General features: G+C 74.8%; 12 protein-coding genes. 6 read left to right on the top strand and 6 right to left on the bottom strand.

Going from position 1 to position 13,287, the window contains the following annotated elements; all coding sequences use genetic code 11:
- Positions 1 to 11: 11 nt before the first annotated feature.
- Both OG403_RS03525 and OG403_RS03520 read right to left on the bottom strand, forming a co-directional pair.
- Entirely contained in the window at positions 12 to 1,442 is a 1,431-nt protein-coding gene (locus OG403_RS03525; RefSeq protein ID WP_329561323.1) for a pyridoxal phosphate-dependent decarboxylase family protein, read from the bottom strand.
- A gap of 21 nt (positions 1,443 to 1,463) precedes the next feature.
- The gene (locus OG403_RS03520) at positions 1,464 to 2,552 is read right to left on the bottom strand and encodes a hypothetical protein (protein ID WP_329561321.1); all 1,089 of its coding nucleotides are present in this window, start codon (positions 2,550 to 2,552) and stop codon (positions 1,464 to 1,466) included.
- Between the two features lie 145 nt (positions 2,553 to 2,697).
- On the opposite strand from OG403_RS03520, the gene OG403_RS03515 reads away from it, so the two are divergent.
- Positions 2,698 to 3,240, top strand: coding sequence for a GNAT family N-acetyltransferase (locus OG403_RS03515; RefSeq protein ID WP_329561319.1), 543 nt, complete (start codon positions 2,698 to 2,700; stop codon positions 3,238 to 3,240).
- A gap of 15 nt (positions 3,241 to 3,255) precedes the next feature.
- Here OG403_RS03515 and OG403_RS03510 read toward each other — a convergent pair whose 3' ends face one another.
- The 3 genes from OG403_RS03510 to OG403_RS03500 all read right to left on the bottom strand — a co-directional run bounded on the left by OG403_RS03510 (position 3,256) and on the right by OG403_RS03500 (position 8,340).
- Complete coding sequence (locus OG403_RS03510; protein WP_329561317.1) at positions 3,256 to 4,140, bottom strand: alkaline phosphatase family protein; 885 nt, start codon at positions 4,138 to 4,140, stop codon at positions 3,256 to 3,258.
- A 211-nt stretch (positions 4,141 to 4,351) separates the two neighbouring features.
- Positions 4,352 to 4,780 carry an RDD family protein gene (locus tag OG403_RS03505; protein ID WP_329561316.1) on the bottom strand — a complete coding sequence of 143 codons (429 nt, stop codon included), beginning with the start codon at positions 4,778 to 4,780 and terminating at the stop codon, positions 4,352 to 4,354.
- Positions 4,781 to 4,833: 53 nt separating this feature from the next.
- Complete coding sequence (locus OG403_RS03500) at positions 4,834 to 8,340, bottom strand: AfsR/SARP family transcriptional regulator (protein ID WP_329561315.1); 3,507 nt, start codon at positions 8,338 to 8,340, stop codon at positions 4,834 to 4,836.
- Between the two features lie 389 nt (positions 8,341 to 8,729).
- Between OG403_RS03500 and OG403_RS03495 the strand changes: the two genes are divergently transcribed.
- Together OG403_RS03495 and OG403_RS03490 are read left to right on the top strand one after the other, a co-directional pair.
- Positions 8,730 to 8,924, top strand: coding sequence for a hypothetical protein (locus OG403_RS03495; protein ID WP_329561314.1), 195 nt, complete (start codon positions 8,730 to 8,732; stop codon positions 8,922 to 8,924).
- Positions 8,925 to 9,181: 257 nt separating this feature from the next.
- Positions 9,182 to 9,724 carry a DUF4383 domain-containing protein gene (locus OG403_RS03490; protein ID WP_329561313.1) on the top strand — a complete coding sequence of 181 codons (543 nt, stop codon included), beginning with the start codon at positions 9,182 to 9,184 and terminating at the stop codon, positions 9,722 to 9,724.
- An 85-nt stretch (positions 9,725 to 9,809) separates the two neighbouring features.
- Here the strand turns inward: OG403_RS03490 and OG403_RS03485 are convergent, their stop codons facing one another.
- Positions 9,810 to 10,028, bottom strand: coding sequence for a dodecin (locus OG403_RS03485; protein ID WP_329561312.1), 219 nt, complete (start codon positions 10,026 to 10,028; stop codon positions 9,810 to 9,812).
- A gap of 214 nt (positions 10,029 to 10,242) precedes the next feature.
- Between OG403_RS03485 and OG403_RS03480 the strand changes: the two genes are divergently transcribed.
- The 3 genes from OG403_RS03480 to OG403_RS03470 all read left to right on the top strand — a co-directional run bounded on the left by OG403_RS03480 (position 10,243) and on the right by OG403_RS03470 (position 13,225).
- The gene (locus tag OG403_RS03480; protein WP_329561311.1) at positions 10,243 to 10,989 is read left to right on the top strand and encodes a response regulator transcription factor; all 747 of its coding nucleotides are present in this window, start codon (positions 10,243 to 10,245) and stop codon (positions 10,987 to 10,989) included.
- Positions 10,986 to 12,170: a sensor histidine kinase gene (locus OG403_RS03475; protein WP_329561310.1), complete on the top strand. Its 1,185-nt coding sequence runs from the start codon at positions 10,986 to 10,988 to the stop codon at positions 12,168 to 12,170. The genes OG403_RS03480 and OG403_RS03475 overlap by 4 nt, the downstream gene beginning before the upstream one ends.
- Positions 12,171 to 12,310: 140 nt before the next feature.
- Positions 12,311 to 13,225 carry an alpha/beta fold hydrolase gene (locus OG403_RS03470; RefSeq protein WP_329561308.1) on the top strand — a complete coding sequence of 305 codons (915 nt, stop codon included), beginning with the start codon at positions 12,311 to 12,313 and terminating at the stop codon, positions 13,223 to 13,225.
- Positions 13,226 to 13,287: the final 62 nt, after the last annotated feature.

Here is a 13,287-nt window from a genome sequence, read left to right as displayed (position 1 = left end):
GCTGGTCGAGGCTACTGTCGGGTAGTCAGATCACCTGCGGCAGACCGGACTTCGGCCAGCAGCACGGCCAGGTCCGCCTCCGTGGTGGCGGCGTTCAGCAGGCAGGCCCGCACCGCCTCCCGTCCCGCCAGCACGGTGCCGGTCACAAAGGCCCGCCCGCGCCGCTGCACCGCGAGCGGCAGCGCCTGGTTCAGCGCGTTCAGCTCGCTCGGCGACAGACCCGCCGGGCGGGCCCGGAAGGCCACGATCGAGGTCTCCACCGGCGCCAGCAGCTCGAGGCCGGGATCGGCCTCGACCAGCTCGCCGAGCCGGCGGGCCAGCCGGGTGCAGTGCGCGATGTCGGCCGCCAGGCCCTCGCGGCCCCGGTGCGCGATGGTGGCCCAGACCTTGAGCGCGCGGAACGGGCGGGTCTGCTCGATGCCGTACTCGGAGAACCAGCCCAGCCCGCCGGCCTCCTCGTCGCGCAGGTAGGCCGGGACCAGGCTGAAGGTCTCGCGCAGCTGCTCGGCGTCGCGCACCAGCGCGCAGCCGCAGTCCACCGGCACGCCCAGCCACTTGTGCGGGTCCAGGGCGAGCGAGTCGGCCCGGGCCAGGCCCGCGAAGCGGTGCGCGATCTCGGGGTCCAGCACCCCGAACGCCCCGTACGCGCCGTCGACGTGCAGCCACAGGCCCTGCTCGGCGCAGAGGTCGGCGATCGGCTCGAAGCGGTCCACCGCGCCGGTGTTGACCGTCCCGGCCGAGGCCACCACCAGGAACGGCAGCCGCCCGGCCGCCCGGTCCTCGGCGACGGCCGCGCGCAGCGCCACCGGGTCCAGCCGCCCCTGGGCGTCACCGGCCACCACCCGCAGCTGCCGGCTGCCCAGCCCCAGCAGCTCGGCGGCCTTGCGCACGCAGGAGTGGGTCTCCCCGCTGACGTAGCCGACCAGCGGGGGCAGTCCGGCCAGCCCCTCGGCCCGCACGTCGTGTCCGGCTCGGGCCGCCGCCCGACCGCGCGCGGCGGCCAGGCAGACGATGGTGGCCATCGAGGTGCCCGAGGTGAGCAGCCCACCGCCGGGGGGATGCGGGAACCCGACCAGCTCCGCCGTCCAGCGCACCACCGCCCGCTCCAGGTGCACATCCGCGTGGTCGCCGCCGGCCGAACTCGGGTTGAGCGCGGCGGCGACCAGCGTGGCCAGCACCCCGGCCGGAGCGGGCGCCGAGTTCACCCACCCGAAGAACCTCGGGTGGCCGTTGCCCATCGGCGCGGGCAGCACCTGCTCCTCGATCACCTTCAGCAGCTGGGCCAGGTCGCGCCCGCCGGCCGGCAGCGGCGCGTCCAGCAGCCGGGCCCGCGCGGCAGGGTCCATCGGCTGCCACACCGGCTGCTCGGGCACCGCCGCCAGGTAGTCGGCGACCAGGTCGGCGGTGGCACGGGCGGATTCGCGGAACTGCGGCTCGGACATGCCGCCGATGCTACGTGCCGGTCAGTCCAGCGATCCCGACAGGTGCGCCGAGGAGCGGCAGTCCCGCGCGATCTCCTGGTCGGTCAGCTTCGCGCAGAGCCGCCCGGCGGCGCCCGGGTCGGTGTAGTTGACCGTGTAGTAGCTCACCATCCCGTCCACGCAGGCCTTGCGCTGCCAGCTGTCCGCCGCGCTCGCGCACTGCTGGCCCACCCAGTCCTCGCGGTCCAGGTTGTACTTCATGGTGCGCGAGCCGACCCCTCGACTGCAGTCGTTCGCGCCACCGGTGGCCTGGGCGTTCAGGCACCACTTGAGCGCCTGGGCGTAGACCTCGGGGTGGTCGGGGTAGTCGTGCGAGGAGAGGTAGAAGGTCGGCGCGTAGAAGTAGCAGGCCGACTGGAAGAGCGCGGGCTGCTCCGGGCAGGGATAGAGCGGCTCGGCGGCCAGCTTGTCGGCGGGCAGCTGCGCCTTGGCGTTCTCGTCCTCCTCGTCGGGGCCGAAGAGCTGCATGAACAGGCCCTCGGAGCAGGTGATGATCCGGCTCTGCGAGCCGTAGCGGCTGCACAGGTCGCGGGCGGCCGGCACGTTCTGCTTGGTGACGAACATCGTGCCGTGGCCGGTGCCGTGCACGCACGGCCCGCTCATCTGCGGCTGGCAGAGCTTGAGCAGGTCGTTGCCCGGGTCGGTGGAGGCGGCCAGCATCTCCTCCACCGCGCCGTGCAGGTAGCCCTCCGCGCAGGTGTCGTGCGGGAAGGAGAGCACCTTGGCGAAGTCGTAGTTGTACCGCTTGACCGCCGTGTGCCCCAGCTCGTGCGCGATCGGGTGGCAGAACCGGACGGTGTACGGCTTCGCCTTGGTGATCCGGTCCAGGTCGGCCAGCGCGACGCCCGGGTCGGTGGCGGCCATCTCGGTCATCAGCTTGTTGCGCAGCGTGCTGCGGGTCCAGACCGCCGGATCGCCGGTGGGGGAGGCGGCGGCCACCGCCTTCGCGGCCGGCGCGGCCCGCCCCGCCGGGCCGGCGGCGGTCGGGGTCCAGTCGGTGACGGCCAGTGCCCCGAGGCCGAGCGCCCCGAGCAGGACCGCGGTGATGATGGCGAAGACGCGCGGGTGCATGCGGCTCAGCACTCCCGGGTGATCGAACGGTTACGGACCGTCCCATCCTCGCCCGCGAGCGGCTCCGCCCCGCGTCCGGCTGGCCCATCCGGGGTGTCCTCGTGGCACGATGCCAGGACATCTGTCTGCCGTCTGGAGTACACGCATGGCAACCGCCGCCGATCTGGTCTTCCGTCCCGCGACCGCGCACGACGTCCCCGCGCTGGTCGACCTGGTGGAGTCCGCCTACCGCGGCGACGCCAGCCGGGTCGGCTGGACCACCGAGGCCGACCTGCTGGACGGGCAGCGCACCGACGCGCGGTCCGTCGCCGAGACGCTGGAGCGCCCCGACACCCGGGTGCTGCTCGCCGAGCGGGCCGGCACCGGCGAGCTGCTCGCCTGCTGCACGGTGGAGCGGCGCCCGGCCGGCGCCTACTTCGGGATGTTCTCGGTCCGGCCCGCCCAGCAGGGCGGCGGGGTGGGCCGGGCGGTACTCGCCGAGGCCGAGCGGTTCGCGCGCGCCGAGTGGGGCGCGGCCTCGCTGGAGATGACGGTGATCGTGCAGCGCGAGGACCTGATCGCCTGGTACGAGCGGCGCGGCTTCACCCGCACCGGGGAGCTCTCGCCGTTCCCCTACGGCGACGAGCGTTTCGGCCTGCCGAAGCGCCCTGACCTGGCCTTCGAGCGGCTGGTCAAGGCGCTGGCCTGAGTCGCGTCCCGGGCCTCAGCCGGCCGGCTGCAGGGTGCCCACCGGGGTGAACGGCCGGCCGTCCAGCGTCCAGTGCGGGTCGGGGACGATCTGCAGCGCCGCGTAGACGTGCGCGGCCACGTCCACGTGGCGCACCGGCAGCACCTCGCCGCCGGGCGGCAGGCCGGGACCGCTGGCGGCCACCCAGGCGGTGCGCTCCACGGTGCTGCGCCCGCCGTGGCCGCCGGCGTCGACGTGGCCGTGGTCGGTCACCACGATCACCGTCCACTCCTCCTCGGCGTACCCCGGGCGGGAGCGCAGCGCGGCCAGCAGCCGGCCGAGCCGGACGTCGGCGGCCTCGATCGAGTGGCGGTACTCCTCGCCGCAGCCCAGGAAGTGCGCGGTCTCGTCCACCGCGCCCAGGTAGACGAAGCTCGCCTGCGGGTCGTCGTCGCCGGTCAGCACGGTGACCGCCTCGGTGGTGGCCCGCTCGTCGCAGACCTCCCAGGCCTCGGGGCTGTCCTCGAGCGGCGCGATGTAGGCCAGCCGCCCGGGCGCGGCGAACAGCGGACCGCCCTGGCGGGCCAGGAAGAGCGGCTCCCAGCCGCCCACGGCGAAGGTCCGGCGCCGGTGCACCTCGGCCAGCCGGGTGGTGAAGTCCGGGAAGACGTCCAGCCGGTTGCCGCCGAGGTGGTTGCCGAAGACGCCGTGCTTGGCCACCGTCACCCCGGTGACGATGGTCGCCCAGCACGGGCCGGACATGGTGGGCGTGGCCTCGTCCACCTCGACGGGGGCCAGGAAGCCGGCCGCCGCCACCGCGTCCAGGTGCGGGGTGTCCAACTCGGGCAGCAGGTCGAGGCGGACGCCGTCGATGCCGACGACCAGGACGCGGCGCGGGCCGGCGGGCCAGAGGCTGGACACGGGGGGACTCCGATCGTTCAGGTGCAGACGTCATCCGGTCGAAGTTGCACAGCCAACCGGACGTGAACGGCACCCTAGTCGGCCCGGCGAGGCGACCGGAACCTGGTACCCGGGTCGAGGCCGACCGCGCGGGCCGGGCACCACCTGGTGTTCGCCTGGAGTTCGCCCACCGGCCGCCCTGGACGGCTCGGTCGCCGCGCCCCGACCGGTCTCAGTCGCCGCCCAGCACGGCGGTGGCGGCCAGCTTGTCCGCGAAGGTCTGCTTCCGGTGGTCCCACAGCGGCCAGAACCAGCCCAGCAGGCAGGCCAGCGTGTCCAGCAGGTGCCCCAGATCACGCAGGAACGCCGGCAGCACGCCGACCGGCTCCACCCCGTCCAGCCGCACCAGGTGGATCGCCATCAGCTGCTTGCCCCAGCTCTGCCCGGTGCGCCCGGTCAGGTACCAGCGGTTGTACGCCAGCAGCAGCACCGAGGGCACCAGCATGACCAGCTGCAGCCCGGTGCTGTCCGGCTCGATCGCCCCCGCGATGATGTTCGGCGCCCAGCAGGCCAGCATGTCGATCACGAAGGCCACCACTCGCACCGACCAGTGGGTGTACTGCACCGCGCCGCCCACCGCGCTCTCCTCCGGATCCGCCACGCCTCCAGCCTGCCAGCCGACCGGTGCGCCGCAAGCCCGGCTGCGCCGCCCGGTCAGCCGGCTGCCGCGACGCCCGCCGACAGCGTCCCCAGCAGCGCCTCGATCCGCAGCGCCTCCGGGACGCCCAGCCGGCGGGCCAGGGTCAGGGCCTGGCGCAGCCGCCCCTGACCCTCGCAGCCGCGCCCGGCCCGCAGATCGCCGGCGCCCAGCCCGGCCAGCGCCCGGACCTCCTCCAGCGGGGAGCCGGCGGCCAGCGCGCTGTTCAGCGCGGCGGCGAACTCGGTGTGCGCCCCGGCAGGGTCGCCGGTCAAGGTCAGCAGGCGGCCCAGCAGGTTGTGCACCTCCGCCTCGCCGACCTGGTCGCCGCGCTCCTGGCAGAGCGTCAGCGCCTGCCCGAGGTGGTCGGCGGCGCCCGCGTACTCGCCGGTGGAGACCAGCGCGTCGCCCAGGTAGGCGAGCACCCGGGACTCGGCGACCCGGTCACCCTGCTCCCGGTAGAGCCCCAGCGCCCGGCGCAGGCTCGCCACCGCCTCCTGGTGCCGCCCGGTCGCCTGCTGCAGCACGCCCAGGTAGGCGAGGGTGTTCATCCGCCCGCGCGCCTCGTCCAGCTCGCGGTACATCAGACCGGCCCGTCCCAGGTCCCGCTCGGCGGCCTCGTACTGGCCGGTGACCAGCCGCACCGCGCCCAGCGCCATCAGCGCGTTGGCGTGCCCGATCCGGTTGCCCAGGCGCTGGTAGAGGGTCAGCGCCTGCTGGTGGGTCAGCTCGGCCTCCTGGTAGCGCCCGGTCAGCTGCTGCAGTGAGCCCAGGCTGGCCAGCGCGTACGCCTCGCTCGGCCGGTCGTCGCGCGCCCGGCACAGCTCCAGCGCCTGGCAGAGGCTGACCTCGGAGCCGGCCAGGTCACCGGTCAGCTGCTGGATCAGGCTCAGCTCGCTGAGCGCGGCGGTCTGGCCGGTGCGGTTGCCCAGCTCCCGGAAGAGTGCCAGCGCCCGCACCGCGTTCGTGGTGGCCTCGGCGTGCTCGCCGGTGATCCGGCCCAGGATGGCCAGCTGGCTGAGCGTCTCCGCCTCGCCCGGCAGGTCCTGCGCGCCCCGGGCCAGGGTCAGCGCCCGGGCGAAGTACTCCCGGGACCGGCTGTTGTCGCCGAAGGTGCGCTCCAGCGCGCCGAGCTGGATCAGCACGGCGGTCTGGCCGCTCGAGTCGTCCAGCGAGCGGAACAGGTCCAGCGCCTGGCGCAGGTGGTCGGCGCCCGCCTCGTGCTCGCCGGTCAGCCGCTGGAAGGTGCCCAGGTGGGTGAGGGCCTCGGCCAGGCCGCGCCAGTCGCAGGTCAGCCGCGCGGTCTCCAGCGCGATCCGGTGCAGCGCCTGGGCCTGGTTCCAGTGGCCCTGGGTGCGCAGCGAGTCGTGCAGCGCGGACGGCAGCTGCACCGCGTGCCGGGGGTGCCCGTGGCCCGCCGCGTACTCCACGGCGGCCCGCAGGTTGCCGCGCTCCGCCCGCAGCCAGGACCGGGCCGCCTCCTCGGTGGGCAGCTCGCCGGTGCCCGTTCGTCCCGGGCAGCGCATCGCCAGGTGCCGGCCGGCCTCGAGGGCGAGTGCCAGGTAGGAGTCCAGCAGCCGGGCCACCGCGGCGTACCGGGCCGTCGGGTCGTCCTCGGTGCTCAGCGCGCGGGCGTGCTCGCGGATCAGGTCGTGCATCCGGTACCGGCCGCGCACCGGCTCGTCGACCAGGTGGTGGTCCTCCAGCTCCTCCAGCAGGCGGCGCGCGGTGGGCAGGTCGCTGTCGTCGAGGGCGGCGGCGGCCCGCGCGTCGAAGTCGTCGCCGGGGAAGAGGCCGAGCCGGCGGAAGAGCCGGCGCTGGGCGGGCGTCAGGTCCCGGTAGGAGAGGTCGAAGGCGGCGGCCACCGAGACGTCCTCGGCGCGCAGCGCGCCCAGTCGGCCCGCCGCCGCCGCCAGGTCCGGCACCAGGTCGGCCACCGACCAGGCCCGCCGGTGCCGCAGCCGCGCGGCGGTCAGATGGATCGCCAGCGGCAGGTAGCCGCAGAGCCGCACCACCTCGATCACCGCCTCCTGGTCCGGGGCCAGGTCGGGCCGGCCCGCGGTGGCGGTGAAGAGCGCGGCCGCCTCGTGCGGCGGCAGCACCCCGAGGGTGACCGGCAGCGCGTCGCCGAGCGCGGGCAGCCGGCGGCGGCTGGTCACCAGCACCAGGCTGCCGGGAGTGCCGGGCATCAGCGGGCGGACCTGCTCGCTGCTGCGGGCGTCGTCCAGCAGCAGCAGCATCCGCCGCCCGGCCAGCCGGCTGCGCCACAGGTTGGCCCGGGCGTCCAGGTCCGGCGGGATCTGCTGGGGGGAGACCCCGATGGTGAGCAGCAGCGCGGTGAGCGCGTCGGCGGGCTCCACGGCGGGGGTGCCGGGGGTGTGGGCGTGCAGCGGCAGGAAGATCTGACCGTCCGGGAAGTCGGCGGCCAGCCGGTGGGCGGCGTGGATCGCCAGCGCGCTCTTGCCGACTCCGGGCATCCCGTCCACCGCGTGGATGCCGACCACCTGCCCGTCCGTACTGTCGGCGCGGCAGGCGGCGAGCAGGCGCTCCAGTTCCTCGCAGCGCCCGGTGAAGCCCGCCACGTCCCGGGGCAGCCCGGCCCCGGCCACCACCGCCGGCGCGTCGGCCGGTGCCGGCCGGGTGGACTCCGGGGTGCGCTGCGGCGGCACCATCGGCGGGCCGGCCGCGGCCTCGGCCCGCAGGATCTCCTGGTGCGCGGCCCGCACGCTGGGCCCCGGCTCGATCCCCAGCTCCTCGACCAGCAGGCGGCGCAGCCGCCGGTGCACGGCCAGCGCCTCGGCCCGCTGGTCGGTGCGGTGCAGGGCCAGCATCAGCTGGCGGTGGAAGCACTCGCGCAGCGGGTACTCGGTGGTCAGCCGGGTCAGCTCCGGGATCACCCCGTGCGGTCGGCACAGCTCCAGCTCGGCGTCCACGAACCACTCCAGGCCCTGCAGCCGCAGCTCGTGCAGCCGCTGCACGTGCGGCAGCGCCTCCTCGGCCAGGGTCGGCAGGTCGGACAGCGGGGTGCCGCGCCACAGCGCCAGCGCCGCGCCGGCCTGCCGGCTGACGTCCTGCCAGTCCTGCTGCCGGCGGGCGGTGCGGGCGGCGTCCAGCTGGGCCGTGAACAGGCGGCTGTCCAGCTCCTGGTCCTCGACCTGGAGCAGGTAGCCGGGCGGCACGGTGCGCAGCCGGCCCCGGCCGCCGCGGTCGAGCAGCCGGCGCAGCTGGACCACGTGGTTGTTGAGCGACGTCGGCGCGGTGGCCGGCGGGTGCTCGCCCCACAGCGCGGCGGTCAGCCGGTCCCGGGAGACCACCCGGTTCGGCTCCAGCAGCAGCATCGCCAGCAGGGCGCGGCACTTGGGCGAGCTGACCGGCAGCGCGGTGCCCGCCGGGTCCTGGACCATCAGCGGCCCGAGCAGGCCGAACCGCAGGTGGGAGCCGGTGCCGACCGGCCCGGCCGAGGCCGGGGTGACTGAGTTGGGGATGGTGGAAACGGCGTCTGCGGGCCCTTGTTGATGGTCCATTATCGGGATGTTACCCGCCCGTGAGCAGCCTCCGGCAGGCTCAGGGCAACCGAGCCCGGCCGGGTTGGTGCCGCACAGGGGAGGGCACCAGCCTGGCCGGTCTGCGCGGGCTCGCCCCGCCGTACCAGGGAAGGAACCGCCGATGGCCACCCAGCCGTCCTCCAGCACCCAGTCCACCGACCAGCGCGCCCAGGCGCGGGCCGCCGCGCGGCGCCGTCGCGACACCGCCTGGACCTGACGGGCAGCACCCGGAACCGGCCGCCGGGCCGGTCGGTGCGTCCGCAACACGCCGACTCGTGGGCGGGGCTGCCGAGTGAGCCGCCGCCCGTCGGGTAAGTGTTGGGGACAGCAGGGGCCGTCGGGGCCCCGGAGCCGTGAGGGGTGAGGTCATGACCGACAACGCCGCTGAATTCGCCGTCGACGCGCTGGACCCGGAGGACCTGCTGGACCCGGAGGACCTGGAGTCCGGCGCGGATGAGCAGCTCGCCCCGCGCCGTGAGCTGCCGCTGGACGCCGCCACCGATGTGGCCGACGCCTTCGAGCAGACCCGGCAGGTCCCGGTCGACGACGAGGAGTACCGCTGACCGGCGGCGCCGGGGATGCCGCCGGTCGGCGCGTGGCCGCCGGTCGCCTTCGGGTCGCCGCCGCGTCGCCCTCGTGTCACCGCAGGCCTCAGCGCACGGCGTGCCATTCCGCGTGCGGATCGTGACACTCTGTGACGGGCTGGGCTGCGGTCGGGCGTGAACCGCTGGGCGGGCGAGGCGGGTGGACCCGGGCGTAGCGTGGATCCAAGGTGCTGATCGCGCCCTCGCGCCGGCTCCGCCGACCCGTGGAGGTTGTCATGAAACTCAAGAACGAGCTTCCGGTCGATCACCGTCTGGCCCAGGTCTACCGCTACGGCGCCGGTCTCGGCGGTCTGCTGCTGCTGATCTGGGGCTGCTTCGGCGTGGCCTCCCACCCCGGCTACCTCTCGACCCACGGCAAGAACCTGGCCGGGCTCTCCAGCAACGGCTCGCTCGGCGTGCTGTCCATCGTCTTCGGCGCGGTGCTGATGCTCGGCGCCGTGGTCGGCGGCAACTTCGCCTCCTGGCTCAACATGATCGTCGGGACGATCTTCGTACTGGCCGGGTTCGTCGGCCTGATCGCGCTCGACAGCACCTGGAACCACCTCGCCTTCCGGCTGGCGAACGTGATCTTCAGCTTCGTCTTCGGGTTCGTGATCGCCACCTTCGGCATGTACGGCAGAGTCAGCGGCCACCTGCCGCACGACAACCCGTACTGGCAGCAGCGCCACAGCGGCGACCAGCAGCCCGAGGAGGAGATCGCGGGCCGCTGGCACGTGCCGGCCTTCAAGCAGATGCTGCGGCCGACGGTGCACCACTGAGTGGCGGCAGCCGGAACAGCACGGTGCCGGTGAGCGCGTCGGGCGCTCACCGGCACCGTGCTGTCCGGGTGCTGTTCCGGCGGACTCAGGACGAGGGGTCCTCCAGCCGGAACCCGACCTTGACGGCCACCTGGAAGTGGCCGATCCGCCCGTCCTCGACATGTCCGCGCACCTGGGTGACCTCGAACCAGTCGATGTTGCGCAGGGTCTGCGACGCGCGGGCCAGTGCGTTGCGGATCGCGGCGTCGGTGCCGTCGGGCGAGGAGCCGACGATCTCGGTCACCCGGTAGGTGTGGTCGGTCATGGTGGCCTCCGTGGGCTGCGGTGGGGGCGTGGCGGGGGGATCGGCGCGCACCGGCACGGGTGCGGCCGTCCTTTTCTCCACCGTGACGCATCCCGCACCGCCCCGCGCGCCGGGCCGGAGCAGCGGGTGAAGCGGTGCCGGGCCGCCTTACGGAAGTGCTACGGCGCCCGCACCCGGGCCGAGCCGACCGGTCCGGGTCCCTATCCTCGAAGGCGTGACAGACACTTCCCCGCCCGCCCGGATCCTGGTGGTCGACGACGACCCGACCGTCGCCGAGGTGGTCGCCGGCTACCTGCTGCGGGCCGGCTACCTGGTCGACCGGGCCGCCGACGGCCGGGCCGCGCTGGAGCGGGCCGCGCGGGGGCGGCCCGATCTGGTGGTGCTCGACCTGATGCTGCCGGAGCTGGACGGCCTGGAGGTCTGCCGCCGGCTGCGGGCGGGCGGCGGCGGACCCGCGGTGGTAATGCTGACCGCGAAGGGCGAGGAGGCCGAGCGGATCCTGGGGCTGGAGCTGGGGGCGGACGACTACGTCACCAAGCCGTTCAGCCCGCGCGAGCTGGTGCTGCGGATCCAGGCGGTGCTGCGCCGGCACACCGCCCCGGTGCCGGGGGCCGGCTCCGGGCTGGTTCTGGTGGGCGATCTGCGGCTGGACCGGCAGGCCCGCCGGGCATTCCGGGGTGAGCGTGAACTCACCTTGACCCAGCGCGAGTTCGACCTGCTGATGTTCTTCGCCCAGCACCCGGGGCAGGCGTTCGGGCGGGAGGAGCTGATGCGCCAGGTGTGGGGCTGGGACTTCGGCGACCTGTCCACCGTCACGGTGCACGTGCGGCGGCTGCGGGAGAAGGTCGAGGACGACCCGGCGGCACCGAAGCTGGTCAGCACGGTCTGGGGCGTCGGCTACCGGTTCGACCCGGTGGCGGCCGCCTCCGCGGCGGTGACGGCGAACGGCGGGGCGGCGTGAAGGACCTGCTGCTGATCACGCTGCTCGCCGCGCTGGGTGCGGCCGTGGTGGGGCTGTTCGGCTGGCCGGCCGTGCGGCTGCTGCGCCGGCGCTCGGTGGCGCTCTCGCTCTTCGCGGTCGCCGTGGTCACCGTGCTCGCGATGACGGTGGGCACCGTCGCGGTCGCCCAGGCGATGTTCCTCTCCCACCACGACCTCGGCGTGATGATCACCGTGACCTGCATGGCCGCGCTGGTCTCGCTGGCCACCGCCGCCGTGCTCGGCCGGCAGGTGGTGGCCGGCAGCCGGGCCCTGACGCTGGCCGCGCGCACCGTCGGCAGCGCGGACGGATTCACCGCGCCGAGCCGCCCGCTGGGCGCGGAACTGGCCGAGCTGAGCGCGGAACTGGCCGCCACCAGCGCGCGGTTGGCCCGGTCGCGGGAGCGCGAGCAGGCCCTGGAGTCCTCCCGGCGCGAGTTGATCGCCTGGATCTCGCACGATCTGCGCACCCCGCTGGCGGGCCTGCGCGCGATGGCCGAGGCGCTGGAGGACGGCGTCGCCGAGGACCCGGCGCGCTACCACGCGCTGATCGGCACCGAGGTGGACCGGCTGACCGGCATGGTGGACGACCTCTTCGAACTCTCCCGGATCCAGGCCGGCGCGCTCAGCCTCACGCTGGCCAGGGTCTCCGTCTACGACCTGGTCGGCGACGCGATAGCGGCAGCCGATCCGCTGGCCCGCGAGCGCGGTGTGCGGCTGCGCGGGGACGGGATCGCGCCCGCCCCGGTGCGGGTGGACGGCCGGGAGATCACCCGGGTGCTCGGCAACCTGCTGGTCAACGCGATCCGCTCGACGCCCGCCGACGGCGTGGTGGCGGTGGCCGCCCGGCAGCAGGCGGGCGAGGTGGTGCTCTCGGTCACCGACGGCTGCGGCGGGATACCGGAGGCGGACCTGGCCCGGGTCTTCGAGACCGGCTGGCGCGGCGGCAGCGCCCGCACCCCGCGTCCGGTGCGCGGCGCGGCGGCGGGCGGCGGGGCGGTCCAGCACCACGGGGACACCGGGGCCGGGCTCGGCCTCGCGATCGTGCGCGGCATCGTGGAGGCACACGCGGGCCGGGCCTCGGTGCGCAACGTGAGCGGCGGCTGCTGCTTCGAGATCGCGCTGCCCACGGCACCCGGGTTGACGCCGGAGGCGGTGGGCTGACGCGCCCGGGCCGCGGCGCCCGGCCGGGTTGATCCCGCCGCGCCGACCTGTTGTTCCGGAAGGGAGCTTCCCCCTAGCGTGAGGCCCCGATGCGCCGGCATCGGGGGACAGGGTCGGCGGACGGGCAGCGGAGGTCGCGGATGGCACGGATACGCGCGGGCGGCTTGATGGTCGAGTACCAGGAGTCGGGCGCGCCGGAGCAGCCGGTGATCCTGCTGGTCGCCGGACTCGGCTCACAACTCACCAGCTGGCGGCCGGAGTTCTGCGAGCTGCTGGTCGCCGCCGGCTACCGGGTGATCCGCTTCGACAACCGTGACAGCGGTCTGACCACCGCCCTGCTGCCCCGGGCCACCGCCTACCGGATCGCCGACCTCGCCGATGACGCGGTGGCCCTGCTGGACGCGCTCGAGGTGCCGGCGGCGCACCTGGCCGGCATCTCGATGGGCGGGATGATCGTCCAGCAGCTGGCCATCGACCACCCGGAACGAGTGCTCAGCCTCTGCTCCCTGCTGGCCCGGCCCGGCGACGGCGTGAGCGGCGAGTCCCGTCCCGACGTGGCCGCCGCCCTGGTGGCCCGGCCCGCCGCGACCCGCGCCCAGGTGATCGAGAACGGTGTGCACTTCCACCGGCTGGTCGGCTCGCCGGACCATCCGGTGGACCTGGACGAACTGCTCGCCCGGCTCGGCGAGAGCTACGACCGCGCCTACCGCCCGGACGGCTCGCTGCGCCAGCTGTTCGCGGTGCGCAACTCGCCGGACCGCACCGAGGGTCTGCGCCGGGTCGCCGTGCCGACGCTGGTGGTGCACGGCGAGGCCGACGTGCTGGTCGACCCGAGCGGCGGGCGGGCCACCGCCGCCGCCGTGCCGGGCGCCGAGCTGTGGCTGGTCCCCGGGGTGGGGCACGAGATGCCGCGTGCGCTCTGGCCGGAGCTGGCGTCCCGGATCGCGGCCAACGCCGGTCTCGCCGAACGGAGCTGCACTCAGCCGCCCCGAACCGAGCGGCCCTGCGGTGAAAAGTTCCCGCTCGTCGATGGGTTCACTCGAACTGATGGTTGATCATCAACTGCCGGACGCCCGCGATCCGCTTCTCCTAAGGTCGGCCCTGCTCGCAAGACCGA

The sequence above is a fragment of the Kitasatospora sp. NBC_01266 genome (assembly GCF_036242395.1).
In the GTDB taxonomy this organism is placed as follows: domain Bacteria; phylum Actinomycetota; class Actinomycetes; order Streptomycetales; family Streptomycetaceae; genus Kitasatospora.
The sequence above is the reverse complement of the archived record's forward strand: the minus strand, read 5'-3'. Positions and strand labels throughout refer to the sequence as shown.

What these genes read in the sequence shown, in the direction of transcription:
- OG403_RS03525 (WP_329561323.1), bottom strand. Translation starts at nt 1,442, where the DNA reads ATGTCCGAGCCGCAGTTCCGCGAATCCGCCCGTGCCACCGCCGACCTG.
- OG403_RS03520 (WP_329561321.1), bottom strand. Translation starts at nt 2,552, where the DNA reads ATGCACCCGCGCGTCTTCGCCATCATCACCGCGGTCCTGCTCGGGGCG.
- OG403_RS03515 (WP_329561319.1), top strand. Translation starts at nt 2,698, where the DNA reads ATGGCAACCGCCGCCGATCTGGTCTTCCGTCCCGCGACCGCGCACGAC.
- OG403_RS03500 (WP_329561315.1), bottom strand. Translation starts at nt 8,340, where the DNA reads ATGGACCATCAACAAGGGCCCGCAGACGCCGTTTCCACCATCCCCAAC.
- OG403_RS03495 (WP_329561314.1), top strand. Translation starts at nt 8,730, where the DNA reads ATGACCGACAACGCCGCTGAATTCGCCGTCGACGCGCTGGACCCGGAG.
- OG403_RS03490 (WP_329561313.1), top strand. Translation starts at nt 9,182, where the DNA reads ATGAAACTCAAGAACGAGCTTCCGGTCGATCACCGTCTGGCCCAGGTC.
- OG403_RS03485 (WP_329561312.1), bottom strand. Translation starts at nt 10,028, where the DNA reads ATGACCGACCACACCTACCGGGTGACCGAGATCGTCGGCTCCTCGCCC.
- OG403_RS03470 (WP_329561308.1), top strand. Translation starts at nt 12,311, where the DNA reads ATGGCACGGATACGCGCGGGCGGCTTGATGGTCGAGTACCAGGAGTCG.